Origin of the sequence: Kitasatospora purpeofusca, from assembly GCF_000718025.1 — a bacterium.
Taxonomy (GTDB): Bacteria; Actinomycetota; Actinomycetes; order Streptomycetales; family Streptomycetaceae; genus Kitasatospora; species Kitasatospora purpeofusca.
This window is the reverse complement of the sequence record NZ_JODS01000051.1, coordinates 1-25,266: the sequence shown is the minus strand read 5'-3', so window position 1 is coordinate 25,266 and position 25,266 is coordinate 1. Positions and strand designations below refer to the sequence as shown.

Genomic DNA, 25,266 nt, shown 5'->3' with positions numbered 1-25,266 from the left:
GGTCCGCACACGTCCGGGATTTCGCTGTGGGCGAGTGCGGACCGTGCCGCGGGCCGGGGTCAGCCGGCGGGGTCCGGGTCGATGCGCACCGGGCGGGCGGCGGCGGTGGTGGCCAGCCAGCCGATGGCCGGGCGCGGGTCGGGGGTCGGGGCGGTCAGCGCGGTGGCGAGGGTGAGGCGGGCGAACTCGGCCAGGGCGGTGTCGTCGTCGAGGCCGGGCAGGGGCCGCGCGGGGTAGGCGAGCAGGAGGTGGTGGCCGGTGGCGAAGCCGTTGCGGGCGACGTCGGCCACCAGCGCCACAAGGTGCGGGTGGGTGGCGGCGAGCGCGGGCATGTCGGGCACGGCGAGGAAGCGGTGGCCGGCCAGGTGGACCCGGTCGGCGTCGAACTCGGCCCGGTGCCCGGCGTGGAAGGCGGCCACCGCCTCCTCCACGAACCCGGGCTCGGCGTCGGGGTCGGCGACCTCGACCCGAAGGCCCCGGTCCGCCAGGTCCCGGGCGAGCCGGGCGACGAGGCGCCCGGCCACGTCCCCGCCGGGCGCGGCGACGAGCAGGTGCGGGTCGCACAGGAAGTCCCAGGCGCAGCCGCCGAGGTCGGCGGGCGCGTACGGGTCCCTGTCCCTGCGGGACGACGCGGGGGAGAGGCGGTGGCCGGTCATCGTGTCCTTCGTGGGTCGCTCGGTGGGATGTGGTCGGGGCCGGGCAGGGAGTGGGTCAGGCGGCCCGCAGGCCGGTGGGGACGCTCTCCTCGGCGGGGGCGAGGAGCGGCGCCCAGGCCGCCCGTACCGCGGACCTGCCGCCCCACTGGGCCCAGCCGCCGTGGCGCATGTCGATGCGCACCGGCATCTGCAGGCCGACGAAGTCGCCGCCGACCGCGACGACCAGCGGCTTGTCGGGGCCGGACGACCAGAGGGTGACGGGGGTGTGGCGTTCGGCGGCCTTCGCCCAGCGGGCGAGGTAGAGCGGGTCGAAGGCGGCCGGCTCGGTCAGCCGGGGCTCGCCCTCCAGCGCGGTGGAGAGGATCTGGCGCCAGCGGGGGAACCTGGCGTCGCGCCGCAGGTTGGCGGACAGCCGCAGGGTGCGGCCCTGGTGGGTGAACGCCAGCCCGCCGTCCGGGTCCTGCTCGGTCGGCGCCTCGTAGGCCAGGCGCACGCCGGCGGCGGCGGTGCGGGCGGGCACCAGGGCGCGCAGGGCCCTGAGGTCGGCGCTGTCCAGCAGCGCCGACCAGGTGGCGGGCTCGGCGTTCTCCTCGACGTCGCGGCGGGTGATGGCGACGGTGTAGCGGTCGGTGGCCGCGCCGACGAGCTGGGTTCCGGTGACCTCCAGGTGGATGCCGGTGAGCGGGGGCAGGGTGGTGTCGGGGCTGATGTGCGGGGCGAGCTGGCCGATGAAGCGCGGCAGGTCGGTGATGACGATGGACACGGCGTTGTCTCCTCCGGTCAGAACAGGGTGGTGGGCTGGGCGGGCGGGGTGTCGGCCTCGGCGGCGCGGCGGGCCCGGGTGCGGGAGGCGTCGTGGCAGGGGGCGCACCAGGCGGCGAGGGCGTGCTTGGGCAGGGCGGCGGCCTGGTGGGCGGGCAGGAGGAGCTGGGCGGGTTCGGCGGGGGCGGCGGTGAGTTCGGCGCCGGGGCGGTGTTCGCGCGGGCAGCGGCCGGCGTCGGCCTTGTGGGTCTTGCCGCAGGTGCCGCGGCACTGGCAGCGTCCGGCGGCGGCCGCGACGACGGCCTGCCACAGGCCGGTGTCCGCGAGCGGGGCGGTGCGGGCGGTCATGAGGTCCACCCGGTGGCGAGGTCCTGGCCGGTGATGGCCTCGACGAGAGCCGAGACGAGGAGTTCGGCGACGTTGGAGGTCACCGCGTTGCCGAACTGGCGGACCTTCTCCCGCTTGTTGCCGATCACGACGTAGTCGCGGGCGAAGGCCATCGCGGCGCCGATCTCGTGCGGCTCCAGCATCCGGAACAGCACCTCGTCCACATCCGTCCCGGCACCCGCGTCGTGGCCGGAGGCGAGGCCGTAGCGGTCGCGGGTGGTCAGGGTGCCGACCGGCTCGGCGACGGGGCGGGCGCCGCTGTTGCCGTAGTACGGCGTCAGCAGCGCCCGCCAGTCGACCGCGCCCGCCGCGGGCGGCACGGTCAGGCCGTGGTGGTTGCCGGAGGCGGTGACGGTGGCCAGCGCCTCCAGCACCGGCCGCGCGTCCGAACCCCCGCCGCGCAGCTCGGCGATGAACGGCAGCCAGGCGAGCCCGGTCTCGTTGCGGGCGGTCTGGGTGCGCATCGGCTCCCCGACCAGACCCACCGCCTTGCCGTCGCGACCCTCCGTGGGCACCAGAAGCGGCGGCACGGCCAGGCCGTCGTTCTCCCGGGTGGTGCGGGTCGGCGCCGGGACGGTGACCGGGGTGGCCTCGGTGCGCCAGGTGCCGCCGGCCGGGGCCAGCAGCGGCGCCCCGAACTTGCGGATCCCCGCGCGGATCCGCTCCCGGGTCGCCGGCGCGTAGGGGGTGAACTTCTTCGTGGGCTTGCCGTCGCCGATCCGGCGGCCGGTCAGCGACCAGTCGATGATGCTGGCGGCCGGGACGACGGGCGGCTCGACCACGGCGTTGCGGCAGGCCACGTTCGGGCAGCGGTAGACGTACTGCTGGCGGTAGCGGCCCATGTCCACCCCGGGCTTCTTGAACGCCTGCACCGCGCGCACCACCCGCTCGCAGCCCTCGCACCAGGCCGTCGGCCGCAGCCACTTGTCCCAGTCCGGGTCGCGCCGCAGGCCGGCGCGCCAGTAGGCGAGGTAGAGGCGGTCGCGGGACTGCGGGGCGACCGGGGTGACGGCGGGACGGGCGTGCATGGAGTTCAGGGCGACGAGGCGGGTGCGGTAGCCGAGTGCCCGGATGTCGCCGACCCACGAGGCCCAGAGGTCCCAGGCGCGGACGTCGATGACGTTCTCCACCACCCCGGCGAGCACGGGCCTGCCCCGGGCGGCCATCGCCTCCAGGTAGCGGGGCACGTCCCACATCAGTGCGCGGGAGCGGTCGGTGGCGGCGTCGGGCAGGGTCTCGCCGAGGTCGAGCACCAGGTCGGCGTCCTGGGCGGCGGTGGCCGGCAGGTGGCCGCGGCACGGCGCGGCGGACGCGAACAGGGCCTCGGCCAGGGCGTCCCACAGCAGGGTGCGGTCCTCGAAGCGGGGGTCGACGAGGGTGACCTGCCAGGCTCCCCGCATCCGGCGCACGGCCCGCGCGTCGGCGCCGTGCCATTCGTGGTCGACGCCCTGCGCGTTGAGGGGACGGCCGAACCAGGTGACCGGGCGGCCGTTGCGGGTGGTGACCGCGATGCCCTCGCGCACCGGGCCGGGGCCGGCGGGGTGGTGGAGGGCGAGCAGGAAGGCGTGGTCGTCAGCCGCCTCGCACAACCGTGCCAGCACCTCCTCGTCGGTGACGTAGCCGGTCACGGCCGCGCGCTGGCTCCAGATGCCGCCCGTCGGCGCCGGCGCCTCCAGGCCCGCGTATCCGGGCTGCGAGCAGCTGGTGACGAACCCGGAGCGGTTGCACAGCAGCAGGGCGTCCATCAACTCCGGGCGGGTGGTGGTCTCCTCGTCCGGCCCCCGGCCGGGCTGGTAGCCGGGCCGGGAGGCGATGGCGCCCGTCAACCACTGCGCGGTCAGCTCGCCGAGGTCGGCGGCGGTGCGCGCCCGGTCCCAGGGCTCGACGGTCGTCGTCACCGGGCCACCTCCGCACCGGCGGTGGCCTCGGTGGCGGTCGGGCACTCCCGCTGGGCGGACGCGGCCCGGTGGGCGGCCGCGGTGGCGGGGCGCGGTTCCATCACGGCCTCGGCGAGCGGCAACAGCACCGTCACCGCCCAGGCCAGGTCGGCGAGCTCGCTCTGCTCCTGCTCCTCGTCCCGCTCCGGCCGGTGGGCGCGGGCGACGATGGTGCGGATCTCGCCCAGGTCGACGCCGGCCAACGACGCGGGAAGGAGGTCGGCGAGCTGGCCGCGCGTGCGCCGCGCCTCGGCGCGGGCGGCGTCCCGCTCCAGCACGGCGGCCCCGTATTCCACCACCAGCTCGCTCTCGCGGCGGGCGGCGGCCTCCAGGCGCAGGCGGGCGGTGTCCAGGTCCTCCGACAGCCGACTGCGGCTGCGGATCAGGTCGGCGATATCGGCGAGGGCGCCGGTGTAGGCGCCGACCAGGCCGCTCACCGCCTCCCGCGGATCCTCGGACGGGTCGGTGGAGGTTGCGGGGGGCTCGAAGAGTGTGGTCATCTCGGCTGTGCTCCCATCTGGGGGTTGTGGGGCGCGCCCGTGCTGTCCAGGCGATGGGGCGCGCCCCGCGTCGTTCAGCGGGTGTGGTCGGCGGGGCGGATGTAGGTGCGGCCGCGGTCGTAGTGGGGGACCGGGTCCGCGACGGGCACGGGGACGGTCTCGTCGAGACCCAGTTCGCGGCCGTCGCGGAAGTAGCGCAGGAAGCCGCCCGGCTCGGATTCGACGACGGCGACGCCGGCAGCCCTCGCCTGGTCGTCGTCCAGCAGCCAGGCGTCGCGCTCGACGACGGCCGTCACCTCGTACGCCTCGGCCTGCGGCACGTGGGCGAAGGCCTCGTGCAGTTCGGCGAGGCAGTCGGCCAGCCGCTGCTGCCACGGCTCGGGCATCGACTGGAGCAGGGTGCGCGGGACGACGAGGTAGGCGGCGTAGCTGAGGCCGAAATGGGTGTGGACGGGGCCGTCCGTGCTGCGGCGGGCGGCGCCGGCCGTGCCGGTGGCGGGCCGCGGCGGGGTGGTCGGGTTCATCGGGGGCCCTTTCAGCGCTGGGTGGGGCCCTGGAGGAGGGCGGCGGGGGTGTCGGGCACCTCGGGCAGGCCGCCGGGCAGGCCTGCGGCGAGCAGGACGTCGACGTCGAGGGCGGGGACGCCGCCGGTGTCGGCGAGGCGGCGGCGTTCGCGCACCGCGTCCGCCAGGGCGGCCATGTAGGCGCTCGCCTCGTGGGCGGCCTCGACCTTCGCCTTCGCGGTGGTGCGCGCGATCTGGAGGTCGGTGCCGCGTTCCATGGAGCGCAGCTCGTAGGTGTTGGCGTGGGCGGTGGCGGTGCGCCGGTCCTCGCGCCAGTAGCGGGCGGCCAGGGCGTAGACGGCGACGGTGGCCAGCAGCCACAGCAGGATCGGCAGGGCCAGGCCGTCGGAGTAGGCGGCAGCGCCGCACACCGCGGTGGTGCCGGCCGCCGCGTAGCAGGTGGTGGTCAGCAGGTAGTGGCCGTTGGCGTGCTTGGCGGAGACGGTGCCGGCCGCGGCGGCGCCCAAGGTGAGGGCGCCCATCAGCACGGCGTCCCCGAAGCTGTGGCGGGCGCCCTGCTCGGACCAGACACGGGCGGCGATGAGGATCGTGGTGGTGCTCAGGCCCGGCGCGAGGCGGGCGGTGTGCCGGCGCCAGTCCCGGGAGTTCTGCTCGAACGGGTCGTAGGACATGATGGGTGCCTCTCTTCGGATCGGCTCTGCCGGTGTCGGGGAGTTGGGCCCGGGGCGGCCGGCTGGTTTTGCGGCCTGTGACGGCCGCCCCGGGGCGCATCTACGTCTGGCGGTCGCTGACCTGGGCGGTGGCCGCCGCGATGTCGGCACGGGCGCCGCGCCGGTGACGCACCGACGCCGGGGAGAGCAGTTCCGTCCGCGCCTCGTCGATCGCGTCCTGGGCGTTCAGCGCCCTGATCTCGAACCACTGGACGCCGGGGACCTCCGCGACGTGCTCGCCGTCGGCGGCCGGCTCGTCCCGGCGGTGCGGGACCGCGACGGTCCACCACACGCTCGTCCAGTCCATGGCCTCCTCCTTCCTCGTGCTCGCCGGTCAGTTCTTCGTGGCGTCGGGGTAGCGGGCGGCGCGGCGCGCGGCGTCCTTGCGCCCGCGCTCCTGCTTCTCGGCCCAGGCACGGTCCTCGGCCTCCTGGTCCTCCCGGGCCACCGCGGTGGCCTGGAGGCGGGCGATGCGCCGGTCGGCGATGCCGGTGCCCAGGCCCAGCGCGGACGTCAGGGCGCCCAGGCCGATCAGGCCGGCCGCGCGGGCCTTCTCGCCGGCGGTGTAGTACTCGGGCTCGTGGTTGTGCGCCATGGCGGGGGTCCCTTCGGTGGTGGGGTGTCGGGTCGGGCGGCGGGCCGGGTGGCCGGCCGTCCTCGCCGGAGCCCGGTGCGCGGTGGGCGCTCCGGTCACCGGCGGGGGCGGCCGGTCAGAACTTGAAGTGGCCGACCCAGGCGAAGAAGTTGTCGATGACGTTCTGGATCCACGGCCCGGCTCCGGTGGAGGCGAGGACGAATCCGAGAACCACACCGACCAGAAGCTGCCACACCTTGATGGCGCCCAGCCGCAGGAGCAGGACCGAAAGTGCGGCCATCAGCACGACGATCGAGACGGTTGCCATTTCTTCTCCCTGAATTCGGGCGGTTTTCGGGACAAGGGTGTCCCGTCGGCTGTATTCCGGATCTCGGTTCTTTCTTATTTCCCTCGCCGAGTCGGCGGCCCGGAATCTGTTTCCGGTCCGGGCCGCCGTCCGGCATTTACGGCCGAGGTCAGCCGGTTTCCTTCACCCCGGCCCTCGGGCGCCGCGCGCCCCAGCGGGCGAGGTCCTTCGGCCACCAGGCCGGGAACGCCCCGACCTGGAACTCCCCGGGAATCGGGCCGTGCTGCTTCTGGTGGCGCTGGCGGGCCTTCACGAAGGCCGCCTTGCCGGCCGCCCCCTCGTAGCCGAGGAACGCGGCGGCGGCCTCCAGACCGACGATCGGCTCGACCGCCGGCGCCGCCTGCGCGGGCACCGGCTTGGTCAGCGGGACCACCGGAGCCAGGTGGACATCACCGTCAGTAACAGTCTGGTCTGCACCGTTACGTCCCGTTTCGTCCATGGACTGTCCCAGGACACTCCCCAGGTAGATCCCGGGGATGTCCTCCACGTCCCCCGGAGAGGACATGGCCTCGGCCTCACGCTCCGCGATCGGCACATAGGCGGCCGGCCGCAGCGGCTCGCGGCCGTTCAGCGCGTACGCGCGGGCCTCGTCCTCGCCGACGAACACCATCTGGCAGGTGCGCTCGGAGCCGCCGATCACGACGATCGCCCGACCGTTGTGACGGCTCGACTTCGGGCGCGGCGTCGTCGCCACCAGGGAGTTCCAGGCCTGCGGCGAGAAACGCGCCAGGATCTTCGCACCGTACTGGTCACGCAGTTCCGTCCCGCCCGCCGCGCGCGCGGTCAGGCGCTGATAGACCGAAATCACGTTCATGTTCGCCTGGCGACCCTTGAAAAGGGTCTTCGCGACCTGCCCGAAAACCGGCGGCCGGGCCGGGTCGCCCTTCTCCTTCACGTCGGTCCAGGTCTGGTACGACTCCTCCGCGAAATCGTTCTGCTCCTCCATGATGAGGAACCAGCGCGGGAAGGTCGCGGACTTGTCGGCCTTCTTGATCTGATAGCGCCGCTCCATTTCCGCAGCGAATTTCGCGACGGCGTCCCACTGCTCACCGATCTCGGTGTAGATCTCGACCTCGGGAATCCCGTCGAGGCAGTCCTGGGAAATCAGCTTCGGGTCGATGATCACGACCTTCTCGGCACCCTTGCGGATCTGCTGGACGATGATGTTGCGCAGCGTCGCGGACTTGCCGCCGCCGGTGCCGATCGACAGGCCCACGTGCGGGGTCTCGTCGTCGAAGTCGATGACGATCTTCTCGTTGCGGGTGCCCAGGCCGATCAGGACCTGGGAGGCCGGCAGGGCCTCGATGATGTCCCGCACCTCGGAGAACAGCACCTTCTGCGGCGGGCGCGGCGGGTGCTTGAACGTCACCTTGAAGCCCTGGTGGTCCCAGGACGCCTCCCACGCACCGGGGATGCGCCGGTTGACCAGGTTCAGCACCCGCAGCTGCTCGCCGTCGGACAGCTCCGCCTCCGGCGGGAAGGCCAGGACCACCCTGGCGTCCTCGACGGCAGCGGCCCGGCGCTCCAGCCACCACGCCACCGGCTTCCAGGCCCGTACCGCGTCGTACCAGGCCATCGGCCTCGCCAGCAGCCGCTCCTTCGTCCGACGCAGCCACTCCACCCACCGGGCACTGTCCAGACGCGCCGCGACCTTCTTCGGCAGGCGCTCGCCCAGGGTCCGGCGGGCATCGCTGCGGCCCATCACGTGGACCGGGATGTCGATCCACCGCCGGGCCTCCGCGTCGACCGGAAGGTCCTCCCGGAAGATCTTCCTGTAGGCGGCGAAGAACGGGTTCACGACCAGCCGGCGGTGCATCCGGCGCACCCGACCGCGGCGCCAGACCGTGATCCCCAGCGCCAGGACCAGGGTCAGGCCCGTCAGCAGCTGCGCCTGGTAGTGGTACCAGGCCCAGGTCCCCCCGCCGGCCGAGGCCGCGAGCAGGAGCAGCGCCAGGACCTTGACCGGGCGCGGCACCAGGGTGAGCCAGTGGGCCTTCTTCGCGGTGGTCCAGCCGCCCGGCATCCACTCCGGCGCCTCGGCCGGGGCCAGCTGCCGCTGCTGGCGCGCCATCAACCGCACCAGCCGCTTCACCGACCCGGCGCCGCTGCGGCGGGGCACGCACGCTGCGACGAGCAGCGCCACCGCGATGATCTCCCAAGCCGCCATGCCGCTCACACCCCCGTCCGGTCGCTGCTGCCGCTGCCGTTCGTGCTGCCGTGCTGCGCGCTGCGCTGCCCGTCGTGCTGCTCGCGGTGCTGCTGGTGCTGCCTGCTGCGCTGCTCTCCGTCCCGGGTGCTGCTGCCCCGGGGCTGCGGTGCTGCGATGATGTCCATCGCGGTCCCCTCTCCCTTCGGAGAGACCGCTGCCGTCCGGCGGGCGCGACGCTGCCAGGCTGTGAGCCCGCCGGATGGTGCTGTCCTCTCCCCTGATCCATGTCTTCTCTGCGCTGTTCTCCCTGCCCGGCAACCGGTGGCCACCGGGGTCTGACCTCGTGTTCTGCTGCCCTGCTGCTCACCCGGCGGACCCCGGGGACTGCGGGGTGCTGCGCCCTCCCGCTCGCCCAGCACCCCGCAGCGCCTACCGTCGGTGTCGACTTGTCGTCCGCCCAGCGTCGACTCATCGACAGGCCTTCAATCCGCCGTGCCGGTGCCGCTGCGAAGCTCCACCACATTGCTGCGCATCGACGCCTCCAGCGCTGCCTTCGCGACGCTGTGCACCGTGCCCCGGTTGACCTCGTAGCCGTACTGCCGCAACCAGCGCGACAGCTCCGGGCTCTGGTGCGTGTGCAGCACCGTGATCGCGTAGCGCACCCTGTCCGCCCCGGTCTTCCGCTCGGCCAGCGCTGTCACGTGCTGCGGGTCCAGCTCCGCCTGCTGCTCAGCAGCGAGGTCGGCCTCCAGCTTCCGCAGCAGCTCCGCCACACCGGCATCGACCGGCGCGGGGCCGCCACCGCCCGGACCCCGCGGGCCGTCGTCGTCCGGACCGTCCCCGGACTCCTCCGTCACGGTGTCCCGGGAGTCAGCGACCCCGGACTCCGTCAGTCCCGGGACTGCGGAATCAAGGGACAAAGCCCCGGTCGACGCGGGAAGGGGGTCCGGGCCCGGCAGGGCGGTGCGCTCGGCGGAGGGCAGCAGCACCGTGGCGTCCGGCCACGGCGAGACGTGCTGGAGCCTGGCCAGCGACGTGGCGTGGGAGGAGACCGCCAGGTCCGCCATCAGCGCCGCCTTCATCACCTCGCTGCGCGACACCTCGGCCACCCGCAGCTGCTCGCGCAGCCGCTTCATCAGACGCCGGCCCCTGCGGCCCTTCCGCTCCTCGTCGCTCGCCAGCGCGTTGTACCGGTCGATCAGATCGGCCGCCTTCGTCCGCGCCCGCTCCCGCAGCGCCTCCTCCGCGTCCTGACCGAGCCGGATCCCCATCGCGGCCATCACCTTGTGCTGGAGACGACGGGTCACCTGGGCGGCGAAGCCGTTGTTCTCCGCGCTGGGCTCGGCATGGCGCAGCTCGATGTTCATCGCGAAGTGCCACATCAGCGCGGCACCGAGCGGACCGAGCACGATCCGCCACGCGGCCCCGGCCACGCTCACGTTCCCGGCCGCGTCCTGTGCCTCCGTCCACGCCGGCACCGCCAGGAACGCGCTGATCACCCAGACCAGCACCCCCGGCGCCCCGGTCCGCTTCATCTCGCCCGTCAGGTTCTGGCGAGCCGCCAGCGCGAGACCGAACAGGATGATCTCACCCGCCATGAAGAGGGCGCCCCGCTCCAGCGTGTCCTCGATGTGCAGGTGGCTCCCGGCGAATCGCCAGGCCGTGTTGGCCCCGACCGCGGTGGACACCAGGGCGCCCAACGTCGTCACCATCTGCGCCGGTGTCAGCCGGCCGTCCCTGCGCCGCTTGTTCACGAACACCACGGCCCGCGTGCCCAACCGCGCCACAGCGGCGAGGACCACCAGGCCCAGCACCACCGCCACAACGGCCGTCGGCCAGGGATTCGCCGAAGCGAACTCTCCGATCCGATCGCTGATCATCCTGCTTCTCCTCAAGTTCGCGCCGTCCACCATGGACGCACAGCTTATTGCGCTGCTTGTCTGCCTAACTCAAGCTACAACACCGTGGCGCTACATGGCAACACTACACACTACATTTCATGGCTACTTCGTCACGCTTCACCTTCTTGCTGCTCATCGCTACTTCACTAGCTACACAGACGGCCGACACGGGAGGAGGTCGGCCATGGGCCGCTCCCGCAGGAGCCGACTCAGCGAGCGGGACGGTGTCGCCGACGAAGACGCCCGGCGCGGCAGGTCGACGGCCCTGCCGTTCATGGCCCACAGGCCCGAGGACGTGCTCTGATTCATCGCCAGTACCTCCTGGCAACGATCATTCAGCCAACCAGCTGACCGGACGAGGTCCGGCGAGGGACCATGGGAGGACCGCGCCCGGACCAGAAGAGGACCAGCTCGTCGCTGAACCTCGAGGCCGGGAACACTGGCCGTATGAGCAGCAGCAAAGACACTGTGGGGAGGGCCTCGTGGCTGGCACAGCCCATGAGCCGCGCACCGTGCTGGAGTTCTTGATCAGGCAGCGCAACCGCACCTACGAAGAGCTCAGCTCCGACTTCGATGCGCTGGCGCGCAGCTTGAAGGAAGACGCCACCCTCAGCCCCCGGCACTTGCGGAGGCTTGCGGCCGGCGAGAGGTCCGGAACAACCCCGGTGACCCGCCGAGTCCTCCAAGCGATGTTCAGCAAGCCCATCGAGGAGCTGCTGCGGTCGTGGGATGCCGCGACGATCGACAGCTCGACGGGCCTGGCAATCGCCCACGGCAGCAAGGAAACAGAACAGGAACTGATCACCATGGCGGCGCAGCGAGCACGGCAGTTCGCTCTCCTCACCGGACAGGACGGCCTCACCGGTGAGGCGATGGAGTTGGTGTACGAGGACGTACGACAGCTCACGCTCGACTACCCTCAGCGGCCCTTGGGGGGGCTGCTCGGCAACCTGGTCACCACCCAGGAGAACGTCTACGGTCTGCTGGAGCGACGTGTCGCTCCCGCCCAGGCCCGGCAGCTCTACCTCCTGGCCGGCGTCACCGGTGGCCTGCTGGCCAAGGCGAGCCACGACCTCGGCGACCCCCAGGCGGCCATGACCCAGGCCCGCACCGCGTACATGTGCGCCGAACAGGCTGACCACCCGGGCCTGCGCGCCTGGATCCGCGGGCTCCAGTCGCTCGTCGCCTACTGGGCCGGGCGCCCTCACGAGTCCATTCGCTACGCCCAGTCCGGCGGCGAAGCCGCGGCGCTCAGCCGCAACACCACGAGCGTCTGGCTACCGGTCAGCGAGGCCCGTGCCTGGGCAACCGTGGGCAACGCAGCAAAAGCCCGGGAGGCAATCCAGCGCGCGGAGGCGGCCTGGGACTCCGTCCAGCCCGACGACCTGGACGAACTCGGCGGCCTCGCAACCTTCGGGCGTTCCCGCCAGCTGTACTACGCGGCCGAGTCGATGGCCTGGCTGCCGGCCGAAGCCGACGCAGCACAGGACTACTCAGCCCGAGCGGTGAGCGCGTACGCGGATCCGTCGCACCCCGACTGGGCCTTCGGCGATCAGGCGGGCAGTCACGCGTCGCTGGCCATCGCCCGAGTCCATGCCGGTGAACTGGAGGGCGCCGTCGAGGCCATCGCGCCCGTGTTGGACCTTGCCCCGGAGAAGCGGAACAACGGGATCATGGCGTGCGTGCTGCGGGTCCACAAGACCCTGGCCAGCTCCCCCCTGGCCATCGCCGGGCAAGATCTGCAAGAACAGATCGAGATGTTCGCGCGCATCCCGCTCAAAGCACTGCCCCGCTGACAGAGAGACAGATGCCGTGCCGTACCCCGTTCACCTCACCGGCTCACGGGTCGCCCTCCGCGAGTTCAGGGCCGATGACGTCGCCGATGCACTCCTGATCGTCGGTGATGACCAGGTAACCCGATGGCTCTCGTTCGATAGCCGCACGCCCGAGCAGACCCGGGCCATGCTCGACGGAGCAGTCGAACGGGCCCGGCTGGAGCCCCGCGACGAGTACTACCTCGCGGTGACGCCCCTGGAGGACGAGCAACGGGTCGTCGGGTTCGTACGGATCGGCCTCGCCGGCGTCAAAGCGGGCAAGCTCGGCTACGCCGTCGCCGCAGGCCACTGGGGGCTCGGGTACGCAACGGACGCGGCCAGGGCCATCATCCGGCTCGGGTTCGAGGAACTGGGGCTCCACCGCGTGAGCGCAGCGATCGGCCCTGACAACGCAGCCTCCATCGCCGTCGTGGAACGTCTTGGATTTTCCAGGGAAGGCGTACTGCGCGATCACGTCTTCACCAACAACGCCTGGCGAGACAGCGTCTTGTACTCACTCCTGGCTGACGAATGGTCTGCTCAGGCCCAGAGATGTACCGCGAAGCGGAGCTGAGCGACCCGCGATCAGGCAGCAAGCGAGGGCAGGCACTGGCTATTCAGTGCCTGCCCTCGCTTGCTGCCTGTACCTATGGCTGCTCGTGGTCGGCCATCGACTGCAACGCCTGTGCGTACCGGAGGAGGTTGTCGCCCTGTGGTGTGCTCTTCCCGTTCTCCCAGCGCGACAAGGTGAGGTCGTAGACACCGAGCAGCCGAGCCAGCGCCGCCTTCGAGATCCCGAAGTCAGTACGAATGCGGAGTCGTTCGGCTGGCGACGGAAGGGTAATCCGGGGTAGGTGAGGGACCTGCGAGATCTGCTTCGCGACTTGAGCAGCGGCTTCCCTGCGCCTGTACTGCTCTGGGATGAACAGGTCACTCGACTCACCGTCCGCGAGTACCCACTGGTCCTCGATGAGGTATTGCCAACCGCCGTGGATGTTGTGCAGCGGCCTCCTTCCTGCGATCTCCCGCGCCTCCTGAGCAAGCGCTTCGGTTCGCGTGTCGTACCACTCAATCTCTCGAGTGGAGACCCCAGGCCACCATTCCTTCTCCTGCCGGTGGACCACCCAGCGCTGCCAAGGATCCTTCGCCACCCCGACATAGAGCAGCTAGTCGGCCGCGTCGTAAAACCGATAGACAGCGGTCCGTCCTTCCTCGACCAACATCGTCAGTCCCCCTACTCGGACTCCCCCAGTCGCTGCTGCATCTTGTGCAGCAACTTGATGTAGGTGGCTCGCGTCTCGCCCTTCGGCTCGTACTCACCCCTCTCCCAAGCGCCGACTGTCAGACGGTGCACCCCAAGAATCTCGGCCACATCCGACTGCTTGAGCTTGAGTGCCTTCCGAATCCGCCCCCTCTCCTCAGGCGTCGGCAGGTCATCGGACGACGCCCGGGCGTCCGCCCTCTCCTTGAGTTTCGCGTCGAGCGCCTCGTCCAGCATCGTGTCCTCCTGATTGATTCGCTTAGCCATGACGCTACACCGAAACCCTTCACAGAGCACTACATGAGTGCTAACTTGTTATTGCTGCTCGCCTGACAACGCTGACAAGCCACCTGAACAGCTTCTCACTAGTCATGGGAGGCAACAAGCAGCCCTACCCGGGTCGCTACATCGCATCATTCGGCGACTTAGTCCCGGGATCCCGGGACTTTAAACTCCGCACGTCGCTCCACAGCAGCCAGTCGATGTCCAGCACTGGAGGGGATCCTGTGAGTCTCGTACTGATGATCAGATCGTGGCGGACTCGTGCCGCGCTCATGTGGCTGGCGCACCACCCGGACGTGCGCCCGCTCCCACTGCTCGCTGCGGGCGTGATCGCGACGACCGGTCGGCTGGTACCCGACTGGCTGGGGGTGTCAGCGCTCCCGCTGACGGCCGTGCTGTTCTCGGCCGGATGGGTCGGCGGCCGGCTGCACGACGAGCTGGACGAGGCCGGCATCCCGTGCCGCTGGTGCGAGGACAACCACGACCTCGTGACCGAGTACTGATCTCGACTGCGGAGTCCCGGGATCGCGGGATTGAGGATCAACCCTGAGGAGGGGCAGTGAACATCGACCGGCAGACCCTGAGCATGATCACCGTCCTGTCCGTCCTCGGCGCCGCTCTGGCGGGCCTGTGGGCGGCGAGCTCGGGCACGATCCCCCCGGCCAACGCGGCGGGCGTCGCCTACGCGGTGCTCGCCTCGCTGCTGGCGAAGGCGACCGGCTGCTCGATCCTCGTAGTCCTGGTCCGCTCGCCCTTCCGAGTCGTCGGCGCCGTGCTACGGGCCGTCGGCTCGCTGCTCCTCGCCTTCTTCTAGAACGTGTCCCGGGATTGCGGGATGTTCGCCGCGCGGCTGATCAGCGCAGGCCCACCGGTGATCGGGGTGGGCAAAACCCCATCAGGGAGTCCCGGGACTGCGGGACTCCTCGACCACAGGAGGAAACAGATGAAGCACGTGGTCCAGTTCAGCGGCGGGATCGGGTCGTTCGCCGCCGCGCTCCGCGTCGCCGAACGGTACGGCACCGGCGACATGGTGCTGCTGATCGCCGACGCGCGCGCCGAGCACCCGGACCTGTGGAGGTTCGCCGGCGACGTCGCCGCACACTTCCGGACCCCGCTGACCGTGGTCTCCGACCCCCAGGGCCGCGATCCGTGGGACGTCTTCCTGAACGTCAGGTACCTGGGCAACAACCGGCTCGCGCCGTGCAGCTACTGGCTCAAGCAGAAGCCCTGCCGGGACTGGATCGAGGCGAACTGCGACGCGGACGACACCGTGCTCTACGTCGGCATCGAAGGTACCCGGCACGACCGGGCCCGCATGCCGTCCATCGTGCGCGGCTGGTCGCCCTGGCCGGTGGTCTTCCCCCTCGCCGAGTGGGACGAGCGGCCAGCCGACAAGGAGGAACTGTTCGGGGAAGCCCGGGCCTGCGGGATCGAGATCCCGCAGCTGTACCGCGACGGTCACGGCCACAACAACTGCCGAGGCCTGTGCGTACGGGGCGGCAAGGGCGCGTTCCTGCGCACCCTGCGGACCGATCCGGAGGCCTTCGCGTACGCCGAACGGCGCGAGCAGGAGATCCGGGACCACCTGGGCAAGGACGTGACGATCCTGCGCGAGCAGCGCAAGGGCGTAGTCCACCGGATCACCCTTGCCGAGCTGCGGCTGCGGGACGAGGCGGCCCGGGACGAGCCCGCCTCCCGGTCTTCCGCTGCCTGATCCCGGGACTGCGGAACTGCTGAACACCTCGGAGGTGCCGGGCAGGCTCCCCCGATCTCACCTTTCAAGGAGGAATCCCATGTTCAATGCCGGTGACAAGGTGGAAATCGTCGCGTGCGAGGACGACCCCAGGGCGGTCGGCCGGACCGGGTACATCGTGGACGAGGTCGAGCCCGGCCCCCTGACCGCGGGCCGATGGACCGTCAACGGGCTCGGGCTGCTCATCGCCCCGGTCCTCTGCCACAGCCGCGAGCTGCGCCGCGCCTGAACCGCGGACGACAAGGAGATCATGATGACGTACATCGTGTTCGACGCCCCCAGCGCCGACGAGGCCTACGCCGAGGCGCCCGAGTTCGGCGCGGAGGCCACGGCCGTGACGAAGCTGGTCCAGGAGCTGGAGCCCGGGCACCGGCCGGCCTTCTGCCCGCCCGTCACCGCGGCCGAGCAGCGGGAGGTGCTGCTGCGCCTGGCCGCGGTGGACGACCGGCGGTGGTGGACGACACGCGAGGACGGCGACCTGGAGGCGGCGCGGGACTCCGCGGGCCGGCTGATGGCGCACGATCTGGAGTACGGCGACGAGGTGGCCGGCGTGTACCCGCCCGGTTCGGTGGAGTGGCGCGGCGGGCCCGACGCCGGCCGCGCCTATCTGCGCCAGGAGTACCTGGTCTGGCTGACCGGCGTGGCCGTGGACCCGGTCGACGGGTGACAGGGGAGGCTCGGCGGATTTCACTGTCTGTCACCTGAGGGCGGGACAGCCCGCGCCGGCTTCGGACGTGAAGAGGGCCCGCACCGTTGCGACGGTGCGGGCCCTCTTGGTGTGCCGGGTTCTTGTGCTGGCGGGGAATCGCGGTGGGCGACGCGGTGCGTCAGCTATGGCGATCCTATCCCGCGTGTCAAATCGACCGCTCACGGGGGTGGGTTCTTCGCTTCGGACCCTGCGAAACGGCCGGCGTGGGGTCTCCCCAGGCGCAGCAGGGTTCTCGTCCCCGTTCGGGGTTCTCGGGGGTGGCCCTGTCCGTCTGCGACCCCGGATCGGGAACCGGATCGGGAACCGGTACTCGCCTGGTCGGCCGCTTTGCGTGCCTGGTGGCGATCCTATCCGGGCTGTCAAGCAGGGTCGCGGTTCCCGATCCGGTTCCCGTTCTCACTTCCGAGAACGGGAACTACGGGAACTGTGCAGGTCAGAGCGTTGCGGGCTCCCGGCAGCCACCCGCTTCGGGAGGGGTCAAAGGGGCTCTGACCTGCACAGTTCCCGTTCTTTTCGGCCGTCACGGGACCTCCGTGATTTTCAGGCCTCTGACCTGCACGGTTCCCGTAGTTCCCGTAGTTCCCGTTCTTTTTGAAGGTACGTGAGAGAGAAAAATCGGCAGGGTCGAGGTCAGGTCGGGCCTCGCGCACCGACTCGACGCGGGGAAGGGGTCGCGCCGGTGCCCGTTCTCGGCCTCACTGTGCGTGGTCGGCGTGGTGGGAGCCGCGCCTGGGCAGCATCCCCTGGATCTTTGATGTCTCCGGGGAGGGAGCGCACGTGGGCAAGGCCAGCCGCGGGAAGCGGGAAAGGTCGCGGGACCGGGTGGGTGAGTGGTCGGCGGCGGGCGCGGCCCGACGTGGCCACGACATGATCCGCCAGACCGTGGAGACGGTCGACCACCCGTTCGTGCGGGCGATGATGCACCAGAACACGAGCAACGGCATCGGCGACAGCTACCGGATGGCCCTGGTGGCCGGCGGGCTGAGTGACGAGCAGGCGTGGCAGTACGCGTTGTCGATCACCGTCGGCGCGATGGGCGACGCACCTCCGTGGAGCCGGGACCTGAACGGGCACACCGAGCGGGAGATCCGGCGCCACCAGGAACTGCTGCGTACCGCGGAGGTTTTCGTCATCTCGCCGGCGGCGCACGCCGCGGTGATGGCGGCGGCCGCGACGCTGGAGATCGCCGACACCGCGACGCTGGACCGCGAGGCGGACCTGCCGGCGCCGACCGGTCTGCTGATGCTGCCGGAGCCGATCGTGCACGCGAACCGGAACGGGGCGCTGTCCGACACGGCCGCGTTCGGATGGGCACCGGTCCAGTTGTTCAACGCCTGGCCCCCGGTGAAGGGTGGGATCCCCGGAGTACGGGTGACCTCGTTCATGGACCGGGACGGGCCCATCCAGCCCGACGAGTGGCGGGCCACCCTCGCCCTGGCCCGCACCTCGGGAATGCCGCTGCCGCTCCTCGTTCCCGACGGCGTGGTGGGCATGAGCGGCGACGGTCGGCTCGCGCACCTGGACAGGGCCCAGCTCCACGAGGTCTCCCGGAGCGCGCAGCAGGTCCAGTTGAATCTGCGTCAGAGTGCCACCGAGGTGCGCGGGCAGGTGGAGGAGGTCGGGGAGTGGACGGGCGGCCAGGTCGTCGAGGACCCGACGCAGGACTTCGTGCGCCGGTACATGTTCGCGTTCTGGCGCCTGGCCGCGCAGAAGTCGATGGAGGTCTCGCTCCACCGGCCGTCGGCCGTCGGCCTGGTTCCGCGCCAGGGCCGGGCCACCAGGTCCGCGGCCGTGCCCGACGTGCGGGTGGTGCAGCTGGGCGCGCCCGCCCGGGCCGCCGGGGAGGTCGAGGACGCGGGGCAGGAGCACCGGGTGTACCACCACCGCTTCCCGGTGCGGATGCACAAGGTCCGCCAGTGGTACCCGAGCCAGGGAGTGCACCGGATCATCTGGCGCGGCCCGTACATCAAGGGGCCGGCCGGGGCCCCGCTCGTCGTGACCGAGAGCGCCTACGCGGTGCGCTGACCCACCGCACACCGCGCACGGGCTGGACGGGCGCGAGCCCCGGGTCGCCGGTGGGGCGTGCCGGCGCAACGGTTCCGGCGCCGAACGCAACGAGCCCCGGCCGCACACAGCGGCCGGGGCTCGTCGTACTTCATTCGCAGAGGCCTGGGAGATCCCGAGATCTTTGGCGAGAGCAGGTCGCTCCCAGACCTTCCATCACCCATCGGGTGAGGTCACAGCCCCCCTACCGGGGAGGTATGACAATTCAGGAACCCCCGGATACAGGGGCGCCATCACCCAGTAGAGACCACCTGGGGCACAAACCGTGCAGCCCGAACCGATTCCCGCCCCCCGTGATCCATGTCACATCTGGCGAGGGGCTTCGGGTGAGTGCCCGTCAGACCGGCTCTGATTCAATGTTTGGCACAACTCAACAAGGGCCAAGCAGGGCCTGTCACTTCACGAGATCTTTGGCGAGAGCAGTGGGGTGCGGGCTTCCGTCGCCCAGTGGCAGGGTGCCGCGACCGCCTGCGCGGTCGCGGCACCCTGCCGGGGTTCGGGATGGCCCCCGAACAGGGAGACCGTCATGGGTTCTTCTGCGCGCGCCGGCATCCGCGAGATGCGTCGGCGCCTCGTTCACCGGACGCACCGCGTCCGGACCGTCCTGCGTCGCGCCGTCGAGGCGGTCGACGTGTGGATCCAGGACCACCACGTCGGGGTGGTCGTCACCATGCTCCTCGCGCTGGGCGCGGGGGCCGCGGCCCTGTTGTGGACCCAGTGGGCCCTGGTGACCGCGCTGGCGAAGGACCTCGCGCCCGTCCTCACCATCGTCTCGATCGTCGCCACCTCGCTCCTGGCCGTGGTCAGGTGGTTCCGCCAGCGGCGGGCCGCGCGGATGGCCCGTCAGGCCGCGCCCGCGGCGGCGTCCGTGCCCCGCCAGCGCGACGCCGGGACCGACCGTCCGGACGTCGCGTCCGGCGCGCCCTCCGGGACCGGGGGCGGGGAGGACCTCGACGGTGACCGCTGAGACCCGCGAGCCGTACAGCCTGACCGTCTCCGTCGACGTCCGGCCGTACGGCCCGGACCACGGCCAGAGCGAGCAGGTCCGCGCCCGGATGTACGAGATCCTCGACCAGGCGCAGCACCCGGCCGACCCGGCCGACCCGGCCGGCGAGGCCGACGGCGCCGCCCCGCCCGCCCCGGGCAGCGACCGGGCCCGGCAGAAGGCCTACGGCGATGTCGACGGGGTCCCGTTCCACAGGGCGGAGCACCTGCCGGTCGCCGACTTCGACGAGTTCCACGCCGAGCACCGCAAGCGGCTCATCGCCCTGGTGCGCACGGTCCTTGTGCAGCAGGGCTGGCACGACGGCGTCGACGTGGAGGACATCGTCCAGGACACCCTGGAGCTGGCGGTCCTCAACTGGCCCCGCATCGGCAGGATGAAGGAGCCGGGCGGGTACCTGCGGACGGTGGCGGTCAACAAGGCGTACCGCGCGATGGGGAAGTCCTTGCGCGAGTTCGCGGTCTCGTCCAGCAGCCTGCTGGCCTTCTTCGAGAGTGCGCCCGCCGGCGGCTTCGAACGCAGCCCGGAGGAGATCGTGACGGCGGACTTCGCCCGCGACCTCCTGAGGTCCCTGCCGCAGCGGCAGGCGCAGGTCCTGGTCCTCACCGCGGACGGCTGGACCGACTCCCAGATCGGGAAGAAGCTCGACCTGGAACCGGCCACCGTGCGCTCGCACCGGCGGTACGCGAGGAAGGTGCTGCTCGGACAACGGGAGCGGATCATGGGGCTCGTGCCCTGACTCCCGATCGGTCGGCCGAGGCCTGCCGGCGGCCTCGCCCGGTGGTGACCTCCCGGTCGCCCGGAGGTGCGGAAGACCGGTGAGGGCCCGGAGCGCTTCGGCGCTCCGGGCCCTCACCGGTTCGGCGTCAGAGCCGGGGGCCGGCCTCGCGCTGGAGGCGTCGGCGGACCCGGTCGGTGAAGGCGGTGTCGTGGTAGGCCTCGGCGAGCAGGGCCTTGATGACAGGGGTGGCCTTGGTGTCGGAGTCGAACGCGTTGAGCAGCCACTGCTTGAGGTCGCGGTGCTCCTCCGGTGTCATCTCGACGCTCAATTTGCGGAAGTGGCCGCGGCGCCCGTCCCCGTCAGCCTTCCGCCCGGATGCCGCAGGCGCGGCGGCGGTCCGGTCCGTCTCGGGCGTCGCGGGGGTTCCCGTGGGGGCACTGCCCTGGGGCGCGGCGGCGGAGGGTCCGCCGGTGAGGGTGCGGGAGCGGTTGGTGCGCCCGGAGCGCAGGGCCGCCGCCTTGTCCGAGGCGGTGCCGGTCTTCTTCGCGGTGCCGGTCTTCTTCGCGGTGCTCACTTGCTCATCTCTTCCAGGAGTTCGGCCGCCAGGAGGTCCATGGGGCTGTTGTCGACGAGGCGCACGGGTTTGCCGACCGCGTGGGCGTAGCCGCGGCTGGCCTGGGTGAACGGGATCATCGTCTCCAGGACGTGGTAGCCCTCGTCCGTGAGTGCGGCCCGGGTCTCGATGTGCGCCTTGGACTGGCGGTTGACCATCGACAGGACGATCACGAGGCGGGGGACGTTGGCCGCCCCGACCGCCGTGAGGTGGTCGATGGCACCGAAGACCGAGCCGGAGCGCTCCATCTCCGTGTCGGTGGGCTGCATGAACCAGACCGCGAGGTCGACGGCGGCCAGGACAGAGAAGTGGGGGCCGCCGGCGACCTTCTTCCACGCCTCGGTGTCGACGGCGAAGATGCCGCCGGGCGGGGTCAGACGGCGGGTCTCCTCCCGCAGCCGGGTGTGGGGGATGGGCGGGTGGACGGTGCCGCCCAGGTTCTGGGTCCGGGCCCAGGTGAGGAGCGAGCCGACCTCGCCGTCACCGGGGATGTCCTGGTCCGCGGCGGCCACGGGGATCCCGCGGTCCGACCAGTGCGCGAGCAGGTGTCCGAGCGTCGTGGACTTCGTGGTCCCGCCCTTGCCGAGGACACCGACGCGGCGGCCCTGCGGCGGGATGGGTCGTTTCTTCACCATGCCGCCCACGCTACCGGGACTGAGGGGTCCCGGAACTGCGCAAGGCCGCAGCCTCGCCCCGGCCCGGGACGGCCGGACACGGGGAGGGGGCCGCGTCCGGCCGCGCTCCGCACCCGGGCGAGGGGCTGGACCGCGCCGGCCGAGCCACTGTCACCGGCGTCCCGCCGCCGGGCGCGTGCGGGTCCGATCGGCCGGTCGATGTGTCGGGGCGCCGATGCTCGGGCAGGATCTGCCGCCCGTGACGGTCCCGGTGGTGGATCCGGGCGCCGGACTCCGGCCGAGGCTCAGTCGAGGTCCGCGGACGCGAGCGCGACGGCCAGGACGAGGTGGGGCACAGCGGCCAGACACAGCTCGGCCGTCATGGTCGGGTCCGTTTCGGCGCGGGCGGCCTGCAGTGCCATCAGTCCGGCCAGCACAGCGGAGTCGACGGCCTGGTCCAGGACCTCGTCGACGCCGAGCTCTCCGCCGGCCACCAGGTCGCTCACCAGCGCGACGGCCTCCTGCGGATCCTCCCGCCAGCACGCGGCGACCTCGTCGCCCGCGCCCGCCAACTGCATCGCGGCCGCCTGTTCCACCGTCGGCAGCGGTACGCCCGACCCGCTCTCCGCCGACTCGAGGAGGGCCTGCGCGGTGGCCACCGCGCACCGCGCCGCATACGTGCGGCGGGTGGCGTCGCGCTCCTGCGCGACGGCGGCCGGCCAGCGGGCGTCGTCCTCGGCCCGGGCCATGTCCAGCAGGCTCGCGGCCGTGCCGCTGACCTGGACGACCGGCCAACGCGTCACCTCCACGGCCTCCTGCCCGGCAGGGGCGTGGGCGATCGGCCGGTAGACCTCGCCGGCGGCCTCGGCGCAGGCGCCGATCAGCGTGGTGAGGCCGAGGATCAGCCTGGCGTGGCGGCGGCGTCGGGCGGGGAGGCAGAGGGGGTCCGGTGTCACGGTCATCCCAGCACTATGCCGGGAGCTAAGGCGCCCGGGTGTGGCTTCCGCTCGTTTCGACAGGTCGGCAGGCTGGGAGTCGGCCATGGTCGAATGCTGCGCCCCGGCCTCGCTCTCGCCGTGCAGTGCTGCTGCTCACCACGAGAACACGCCCGGCTGGTTGGGCACACCCCTCTCGCCCGGCCCGGGCCGGTCGGACCTCGGCCGGGTGCGCGGCCGCGGTCCGACCAGGGTTCGCGGTCAGCGTTTGACGCGGCTGCGGACAGCGAGGAGGCCGAAGCCCAGGAGGACGGGTTCGGTCAGGCGGGAGGCCATCTCCAGGTAGGTGCCGGCGGTGGTGAGGTTCTGTCCGGAGGAACGGAAGATCACCGAGTTGACCACCACCCGGCCGGCCTTCTCCGTGCGCTTGCCCGTGACCCGCCCGGTGAGGGGCCCCTTGGGGTTGACGGGGGGCGGGGTGTCGGTGACCAGCGTGACGTGCCCGGCCACCACGTCGCCCTGCGACAGCGGCTTCGGGTCGTCCACCGGCAGACCCCACAGCACCATCCCCGCGAGCGTGGTCGCCATCGCGGCGAGCAGCCAGCCGAACGCCCGCGAGGCCCGCTGCCCGTAGCCGGACACCGCCCAGTAGAACGCGAGCAGCGCCCGCTCCCCGCCCGGGCGGGCCCGGTTGTGGCGGCGCATCTGCATCTCGCCGTAGTAGAAGTCCGCGGCCTCCGCCTCGTTCTTCCCGTCCTCCAGCGACTTGCGCAGCTGCCGGTACACCGCCGCCAGCGCCGCCGGGCCTGCACCGGTCGGCCCGGCGGCGGGTGCCGGCCATCCGCCGCCGTCGGCCGACCGGGCGTGCTGCCAGTGCCGTTCCTCGGCGATCACCGAGCGGCGGGTGTGCCGCACCGGGAGCAGGCGCCGGCGCCGTAGGCCGGTGGGCGGCTGGGCGAGGGTGCAGTGGCCGTCCATCCGCAGCTGGTCCAGGTGGACGGCGCCGGCGAAGTGACAGTCGATGAGATCGACGTCGGCCAGGACCAGGTGCGCGGCGTCCACTCCGCTGACGGACGCCACCTTCACCGCCGGGTAGACGAGGGCGGCGCCCCGCGGCGGATCGAGCAGGGTGGAGGCGGTGCCGGGCGGGGTGATGAATCGGGTGTTGGCGGGAGCGACGGTCGTCGGGGCTTCGAGGACGGCGTCGGTCAGGTCGACGGTGGCGTACTTCAGCCTGAGGTGGGCGGTGGAGACGAAGTGCGTACGCCGGAACTCGACGGTGCGGGCGGCCGCCCGCACCAGGACCGGCCGCTGGAAGACGGCCTCGTCGAACTGCAGTACACCGTCGCACACGAGGTCCCATTCGCCGGCCTGCTGGATCTGCGCCCGCCTGAAACTCGCGTTCTTCGAGAACACCGAGCCTCGGAAGTCGGCGTCGCCGGTGAACGTGACGCTCCCGAACTCGGCGTCGCCGGCGAACGTGACACCCACGAAGTGGGCGTAGCCGGCGAACGTGACACCCACGAAGTCGGCGTCGCTGGAGAACGTGGCCTTCGCGAAGGCGGCGTTACCGGTGAACGTGGCATTCCCGAAGTCGGCGCCACCGGTGAACGTGACATCCATGAAACGGGCGTAGCCGGTGAACGTGACGTCCTCGAAGTGGGCGCCGCGGGTGAACGTGACCTTCCTGAAGTCGGCGTCGTAGGTGAACGTGACGCCGAGGAAGTCGGCACGGCCAGTGAACTTGCTGTACCCGAAGTCACCGCGGCCGGTGAACGTAGCGCTCAGGAACTGGGCGTCGGTGAACCTGGCGTTCCAGAAGCGGGCGTAGCCGGCGAACGTGGCACCCGCGAAGTTGGTATCGCCGGTGAACGTGGCACTCGCGAAGGCGGCGTTACCGGCGAACGCGACATCCTCGAAGTCGGCGTAGCTGGAGAACCTGACGCCGTCGAAGTCGGCGTGACGGGTGAACGTGGCGCCCTTGAAGGCGGCGTCACTGGCGAACGTGGCGCCCCCGAAGTTGGCGTAGCTGGAGAACCTGACGCCCTCGAAGTCGGCGTCACCGGTGAACGCGACACTCATGAAGGCGGCGTTACCGGCGAACGCGACATCCTCGAAGTTGGCGTAGCTGGAGAACCTGACGCCCTCGAAGTCGGCGTTACCGGTGAACGCGGCATCCTCGAAGTCGGCGTCACCGGCGAACGTGACGCCCCCGAAGTCGGCGTTACCGGCGAACGTGACACCCTCGAAGTCGGCGTCACCGGCGAACGTGACGCCCCCGAAGTAGGAGTCGCCAGGGCAGGGCGTGTCGGTGTTCTGGTCGACGACCGCTGCCAGAAGTTCGACCAGACAGACAGAGGTGATGACGGTGCCGCGATGGTCGAGGGCGCTGCCCGGCGCGAGGGCGGTGAGGTAGGCGGCGCGTTCTTGGTCAGTGAGGTGTTCGAGGCACGCGACGTAGGGGTCCACCGAACGGCCCCGGCAGCCGGTGTTGACGGGGGCGGGTCCGAAGCCGCACGCGGGCCAGGGCGGTGCGCCCGTGTTGGTGGTCACGACAGTGGACTCTTCCACCGCCGCCCCGGCGCGGCCGAGGTTCGTTCGAGTCGTTACCGAACCCGGACCGCGCCGGCACGACGCAGCCCGAGAGCGGGGCCGCCTCTTCGAGGCCCACTCCATGTACAAGCCTCACAGCCAGCGGTCGAGTTGAGGGGATCCTTCGGCCATTCGGTGTGAGGTAGATCACCAGGCTGGACATCCCTGCGGCCGAGCCGGGACAGGGAGACGCGGGGGAAGGGTGATCGGGCTGTGACCAGCGGGATTGTATGTGGCGGCCACTTCTACCCGCCGGTAGATCGATCACTGCTCGTGTTCGTCCGCACGCGACCGGTGAATTCGTCGAGTGACGCATGAGTGTTCAGCTCTCGTACCCACTTACTGAGGTTTTCGTTCTGTTGTCGGTGGTGACAGGTAGTGATCCCTGCGGTATGCCGGTGGTATGCGGTATGCGCAGGGTGGGGGCCTGACCGCTGA

General features: G+C 71.5%; 29 protein-coding genes. 10 read left to right on the top strand and 19 right to left on the bottom strand.

Annotated features, from left to right (window positions below; all coding sequences use genetic code 11):
• Positions 1–59 precede the first annotated feature (59 nt).
• The 13 genes from IF01_RS0139350 to IF01_RS44780 form a co-directional block, all read right to left on the bottom strand.
• Positions 60–656 carry a hypothetical protein gene (locus IF01_RS0139350; protein WP_030398454.1) on the bottom strand — a complete coding sequence of 199 codons (597 nt, stop codon included), beginning with the start codon at positions 654–656 and terminating at the stop codon, positions 60–62.
• A 55-nt stretch (positions 657–711) separates the two neighbouring features.
• On the bottom strand, positions 712–1,419 hold the full coding sequence (locus tag IF01_RS0139345; RefSeq protein ID WP_030398453.1) for a hypothetical protein: 708 nt from the start codon (positions 1,417–1,419) through the stop codon (positions 712–714).
• A gap of 17 nt (positions 1,420–1,436) precedes the next feature.
• A complete protein-coding gene (locus tag IF01_RS48790; protein ID WP_030398452.1) occupies positions 1,437–1,766 on the bottom strand; it encodes a hypothetical protein in 330 nt (109 codons plus the stop codon).
• Complete coding sequence (locus IF01_RS0139335; RefSeq protein WP_051757134.1) at positions 1,763–3,703, bottom strand: DUF6919 family putative SAM-binding protein; 1,941 nt, start codon at positions 3,701–3,703, stop codon at positions 1,763–1,765. Before IF01_RS0139335 ends, IF01_RS48790 begins: the two co-directional genes overlap by 4 nt.
• Positions 3,700–4,242, bottom strand: a complete 543-nt coding sequence (locus IF01_RS0139330) for a hypothetical protein (RefSeq protein ID WP_030398450.1) — start codon at positions 4,240–4,242, stop codon at positions 3,700–3,702. Before IF01_RS0139330 ends, IF01_RS0139335 begins: the two co-directional genes overlap by 4 nt.
• 74 nt (positions 4,243–4,316) lie before the next feature.
• Positions 4,317–4,766, bottom strand: coding sequence for a hypothetical protein (locus IF01_RS0139325; protein ID WP_051757133.1), 450 nt, complete (start codon positions 4,764–4,766; stop codon positions 4,317–4,319).
• Between the two features lie 11 nt (positions 4,767–4,777).
• Complete coding sequence (locus IF01_RS0139320; RefSeq protein ID WP_051757132.1) at positions 4,778–5,437, bottom strand: hypothetical protein; 660 nt, start codon at positions 5,435–5,437, stop codon at positions 4,778–4,780.
• 100 nt (positions 5,438–5,537) lie between these two features.
• Positions 5,538–5,783: a hypothetical protein gene (locus IF01_RS0139315; RefSeq protein WP_030398447.1), complete on the bottom strand. Its 246-nt coding sequence runs from the start codon at positions 5,781–5,783 to the stop codon at positions 5,538–5,540.
• A gap of 27 nt (positions 5,784–5,810) precedes the next feature.
• On the bottom strand, positions 5,811–6,071 hold the full coding sequence (locus IF01_RS0139310; RefSeq protein ID WP_030398446.1) for a hypothetical protein: 261 nt from the start codon (positions 6,069–6,071) through the stop codon (positions 5,811–5,813).
• 115 nt (positions 6,072–6,186) lie between these two features.
• On the bottom strand, positions 6,187–6,378 hold the full coding sequence (locus IF01_RS0139305) for a hypothetical protein (RefSeq protein WP_030398445.1): 192 nt from the start codon (positions 6,376–6,378) through the stop codon (positions 6,187–6,189).
• Between the two features lie 148 nt (positions 6,379–6,526).
• Entirely contained in the window at positions 6,527–8,584 is a 2,058-nt protein-coding gene (locus IF01_RS0139300) for an FtsK/SpoIIIE domain-containing protein (protein WP_157855482.1), read from the bottom strand.
• A 5-nt stretch (positions 8,585–8,589) separates the two neighbouring features.
• Positions 8,590–8,751 (bottom strand): hypothetical protein, encoded by a 162-nt coding sequence (locus IF01_RS48785; protein WP_157855481.1) that lies wholly within the window; start codon positions 8,749–8,751, stop codon positions 8,590–8,592.
• Between the two features lie 297 nt (positions 8,752–9,048).
• Positions 9,049–10,446 (bottom strand): hypothetical protein, encoded by a 1,398-nt coding sequence (locus IF01_RS44780; protein ID WP_051757131.1) that lies wholly within the window; start codon positions 10,444–10,446, stop codon positions 9,049–9,051.
• Positions 10,447–10,949: 503 nt separating this feature from the next.
• On the opposite strand from IF01_RS44780, the gene IF01_RS0139280 reads away from it, so the two are divergent.
• Both IF01_RS0139280 and IF01_RS0139275 read left to right on the top strand, forming a co-directional pair.
• Positions 10,950–12,263 carry an NsdA family TPR-like regulatory protein gene (locus IF01_RS0139280; protein WP_030398442.1) on the top strand — a complete coding sequence of 438 codons (1,314 nt, stop codon included), beginning with the start codon at positions 10,950–10,952 and terminating at the stop codon, positions 12,261–12,263.
• Positions 12,264–12,279: 16 nt separating this feature from the next.
• On the top strand, positions 12,280–12,855 hold the full coding sequence (locus IF01_RS0139275) for a GNAT family N-acetyltransferase (protein WP_030398441.1): 576 nt from the start codon (positions 12,280–12,282) through the stop codon (positions 12,853–12,855).
• A gap of 73 nt (positions 12,856–12,928) precedes the next feature.
• Here the strand turns inward: IF01_RS0139275 and IF01_RS0139270 are convergent, their stop codons facing one another.
• Both IF01_RS0139270 and IF01_RS43125 read right to left on the bottom strand, forming a co-directional pair.
• Entirely contained in the window at positions 12,929–13,432 is a 504-nt protein-coding gene (locus IF01_RS0139270) for a helix-turn-helix domain-containing protein (protein WP_157855480.1), read from the bottom strand.
• 83 nt (positions 13,433–13,515) lie between these two features.
• Entirely contained in the window at positions 13,516–13,809 is a 294-nt protein-coding gene (locus IF01_RS43125) for a helix-turn-helix domain-containing protein (protein ID WP_078880723.1), read from the bottom strand.
• A gap of 254 nt (positions 13,810–14,063) precedes the next feature.
• Here IF01_RS43125 and IF01_RS0139260 point away from each other — a divergent pair, with 254 nt between their 5' ends.
• From IF01_RS0139260 to IF01_RS0139225, 8 genes are all read left to right on the top strand, one after another.
• Positions 14,064–14,327: a hypothetical protein gene (locus IF01_RS0139260; RefSeq protein ID WP_157855479.1), complete on the top strand. Its 264-nt coding sequence runs from the start codon at positions 14,064–14,066 to the stop codon at positions 14,325–14,327.
• Between the two features lie 56 nt (positions 14,328–14,383).
• The gene (locus IF01_RS0139255) at positions 14,384–14,638 is read left to right on the top strand and encodes a hypothetical protein (RefSeq protein ID WP_030398438.1); all 255 of its coding nucleotides are present in this window, start codon (positions 14,384–14,386) and stop codon (positions 14,636–14,638) included.
• 129 nt (positions 14,639–14,767) lie between these two features.
• On the top strand, positions 14,768–15,538 hold the full coding sequence (locus IF01_RS0139250) for a hypothetical protein (RefSeq protein ID WP_051757130.1): 771 nt from the start codon (positions 14,768–14,770) through the stop codon (positions 15,536–15,538).
• A gap of 79 nt (positions 15,539–15,617) precedes the next feature.
• The gene (locus tag IF01_RS0139245) at positions 15,618–15,806 is read left to right on the top strand and encodes a hypothetical protein (RefSeq protein ID WP_030398436.1); all 189 of its coding nucleotides are present in this window, start codon (positions 15,618–15,620) and stop codon (positions 15,804–15,806) included.
• Positions 15,807–15,830: 24 nt separating this feature from the next.
• Complete coding sequence (locus IF01_RS0139240; RefSeq protein ID WP_030398435.1) at positions 15,831–16,244, top strand: hypothetical protein; 414 nt, start codon at positions 15,831–15,833, stop codon at positions 16,242–16,244.
• Between the two features lie 909 nt (positions 16,245–17,153).
• Positions 17,154–18,311, top strand: coding sequence for a hypothetical protein (locus IF01_RS0139235; RefSeq protein WP_051757129.1), 1,158 nt, complete (start codon positions 17,154–17,156; stop codon positions 18,309–18,311).
• A 565-nt stretch (positions 18,312–18,876) separates the two neighbouring features.
• A complete protein-coding gene (locus IF01_RS0139230) occupies positions 18,877–19,317 on the top strand; it encodes a hypothetical protein (protein ID WP_030398433.1) in 441 nt (146 codons plus the stop codon).
• A complete protein-coding gene (locus tag IF01_RS0139225) occupies positions 19,307–20,092 on the top strand; it encodes an RNA polymerase sigma factor (protein ID WP_030398432.1) in 786 nt (261 codons plus the stop codon). The genes IF01_RS0139230 and IF01_RS0139225 overlap by 11 nt, the downstream gene beginning before the upstream one ends.
• 127 nt (positions 20,093–20,219) lie before the next feature.
• On the opposite strand, the gene IF01_RS0139220 is transcribed toward IF01_RS0139225, so the two are convergent.
• The 4 genes from IF01_RS0139220 to IF01_RS46455 all read right to left on the bottom strand — a co-directional run bounded on the left by IF01_RS0139220 (position 20,220) and on the right by IF01_RS46455 (position 24,789).
• Positions 20,220–20,648, bottom strand: a complete 429-nt coding sequence (locus IF01_RS0139220; RefSeq protein ID WP_030398431.1) for a hypothetical protein — start codon at positions 20,646–20,648, stop codon at positions 20,220–20,222.
• The gene (locus IF01_RS0139215) at positions 20,645–21,322 is read right to left on the bottom strand and encodes a P-loop NTPase family protein (RefSeq protein ID WP_244215777.1); all 678 of its coding nucleotides are present in this window, start codon (positions 21,320–21,322) and stop codon (positions 20,645–20,647) included. Before IF01_RS0139215 ends, IF01_RS0139220 begins: the two co-directional genes overlap by 4 nt.
• Before the next feature lie 284 nt (positions 21,323–21,606).
• Positions 21,607–22,263 (bottom strand): hypothetical protein, encoded by a 657-nt coding sequence (locus IF01_RS0139210; RefSeq protein WP_030398429.1) that lies wholly within the window; start codon positions 22,261–22,263, stop codon positions 21,607–21,609.
• 234 nt (positions 22,264–22,497) lie between these two features.
• Positions 22,498–24,789 (bottom strand): pentapeptide repeat-containing protein, encoded by a 2,292-nt coding sequence (locus tag IF01_RS46455; RefSeq protein WP_051757128.1) that lies wholly within the window; start codon positions 24,787–24,789, stop codon positions 22,498–22,500.
• Positions 24,790–25,266 lie beyond the last annotated feature (477 nt).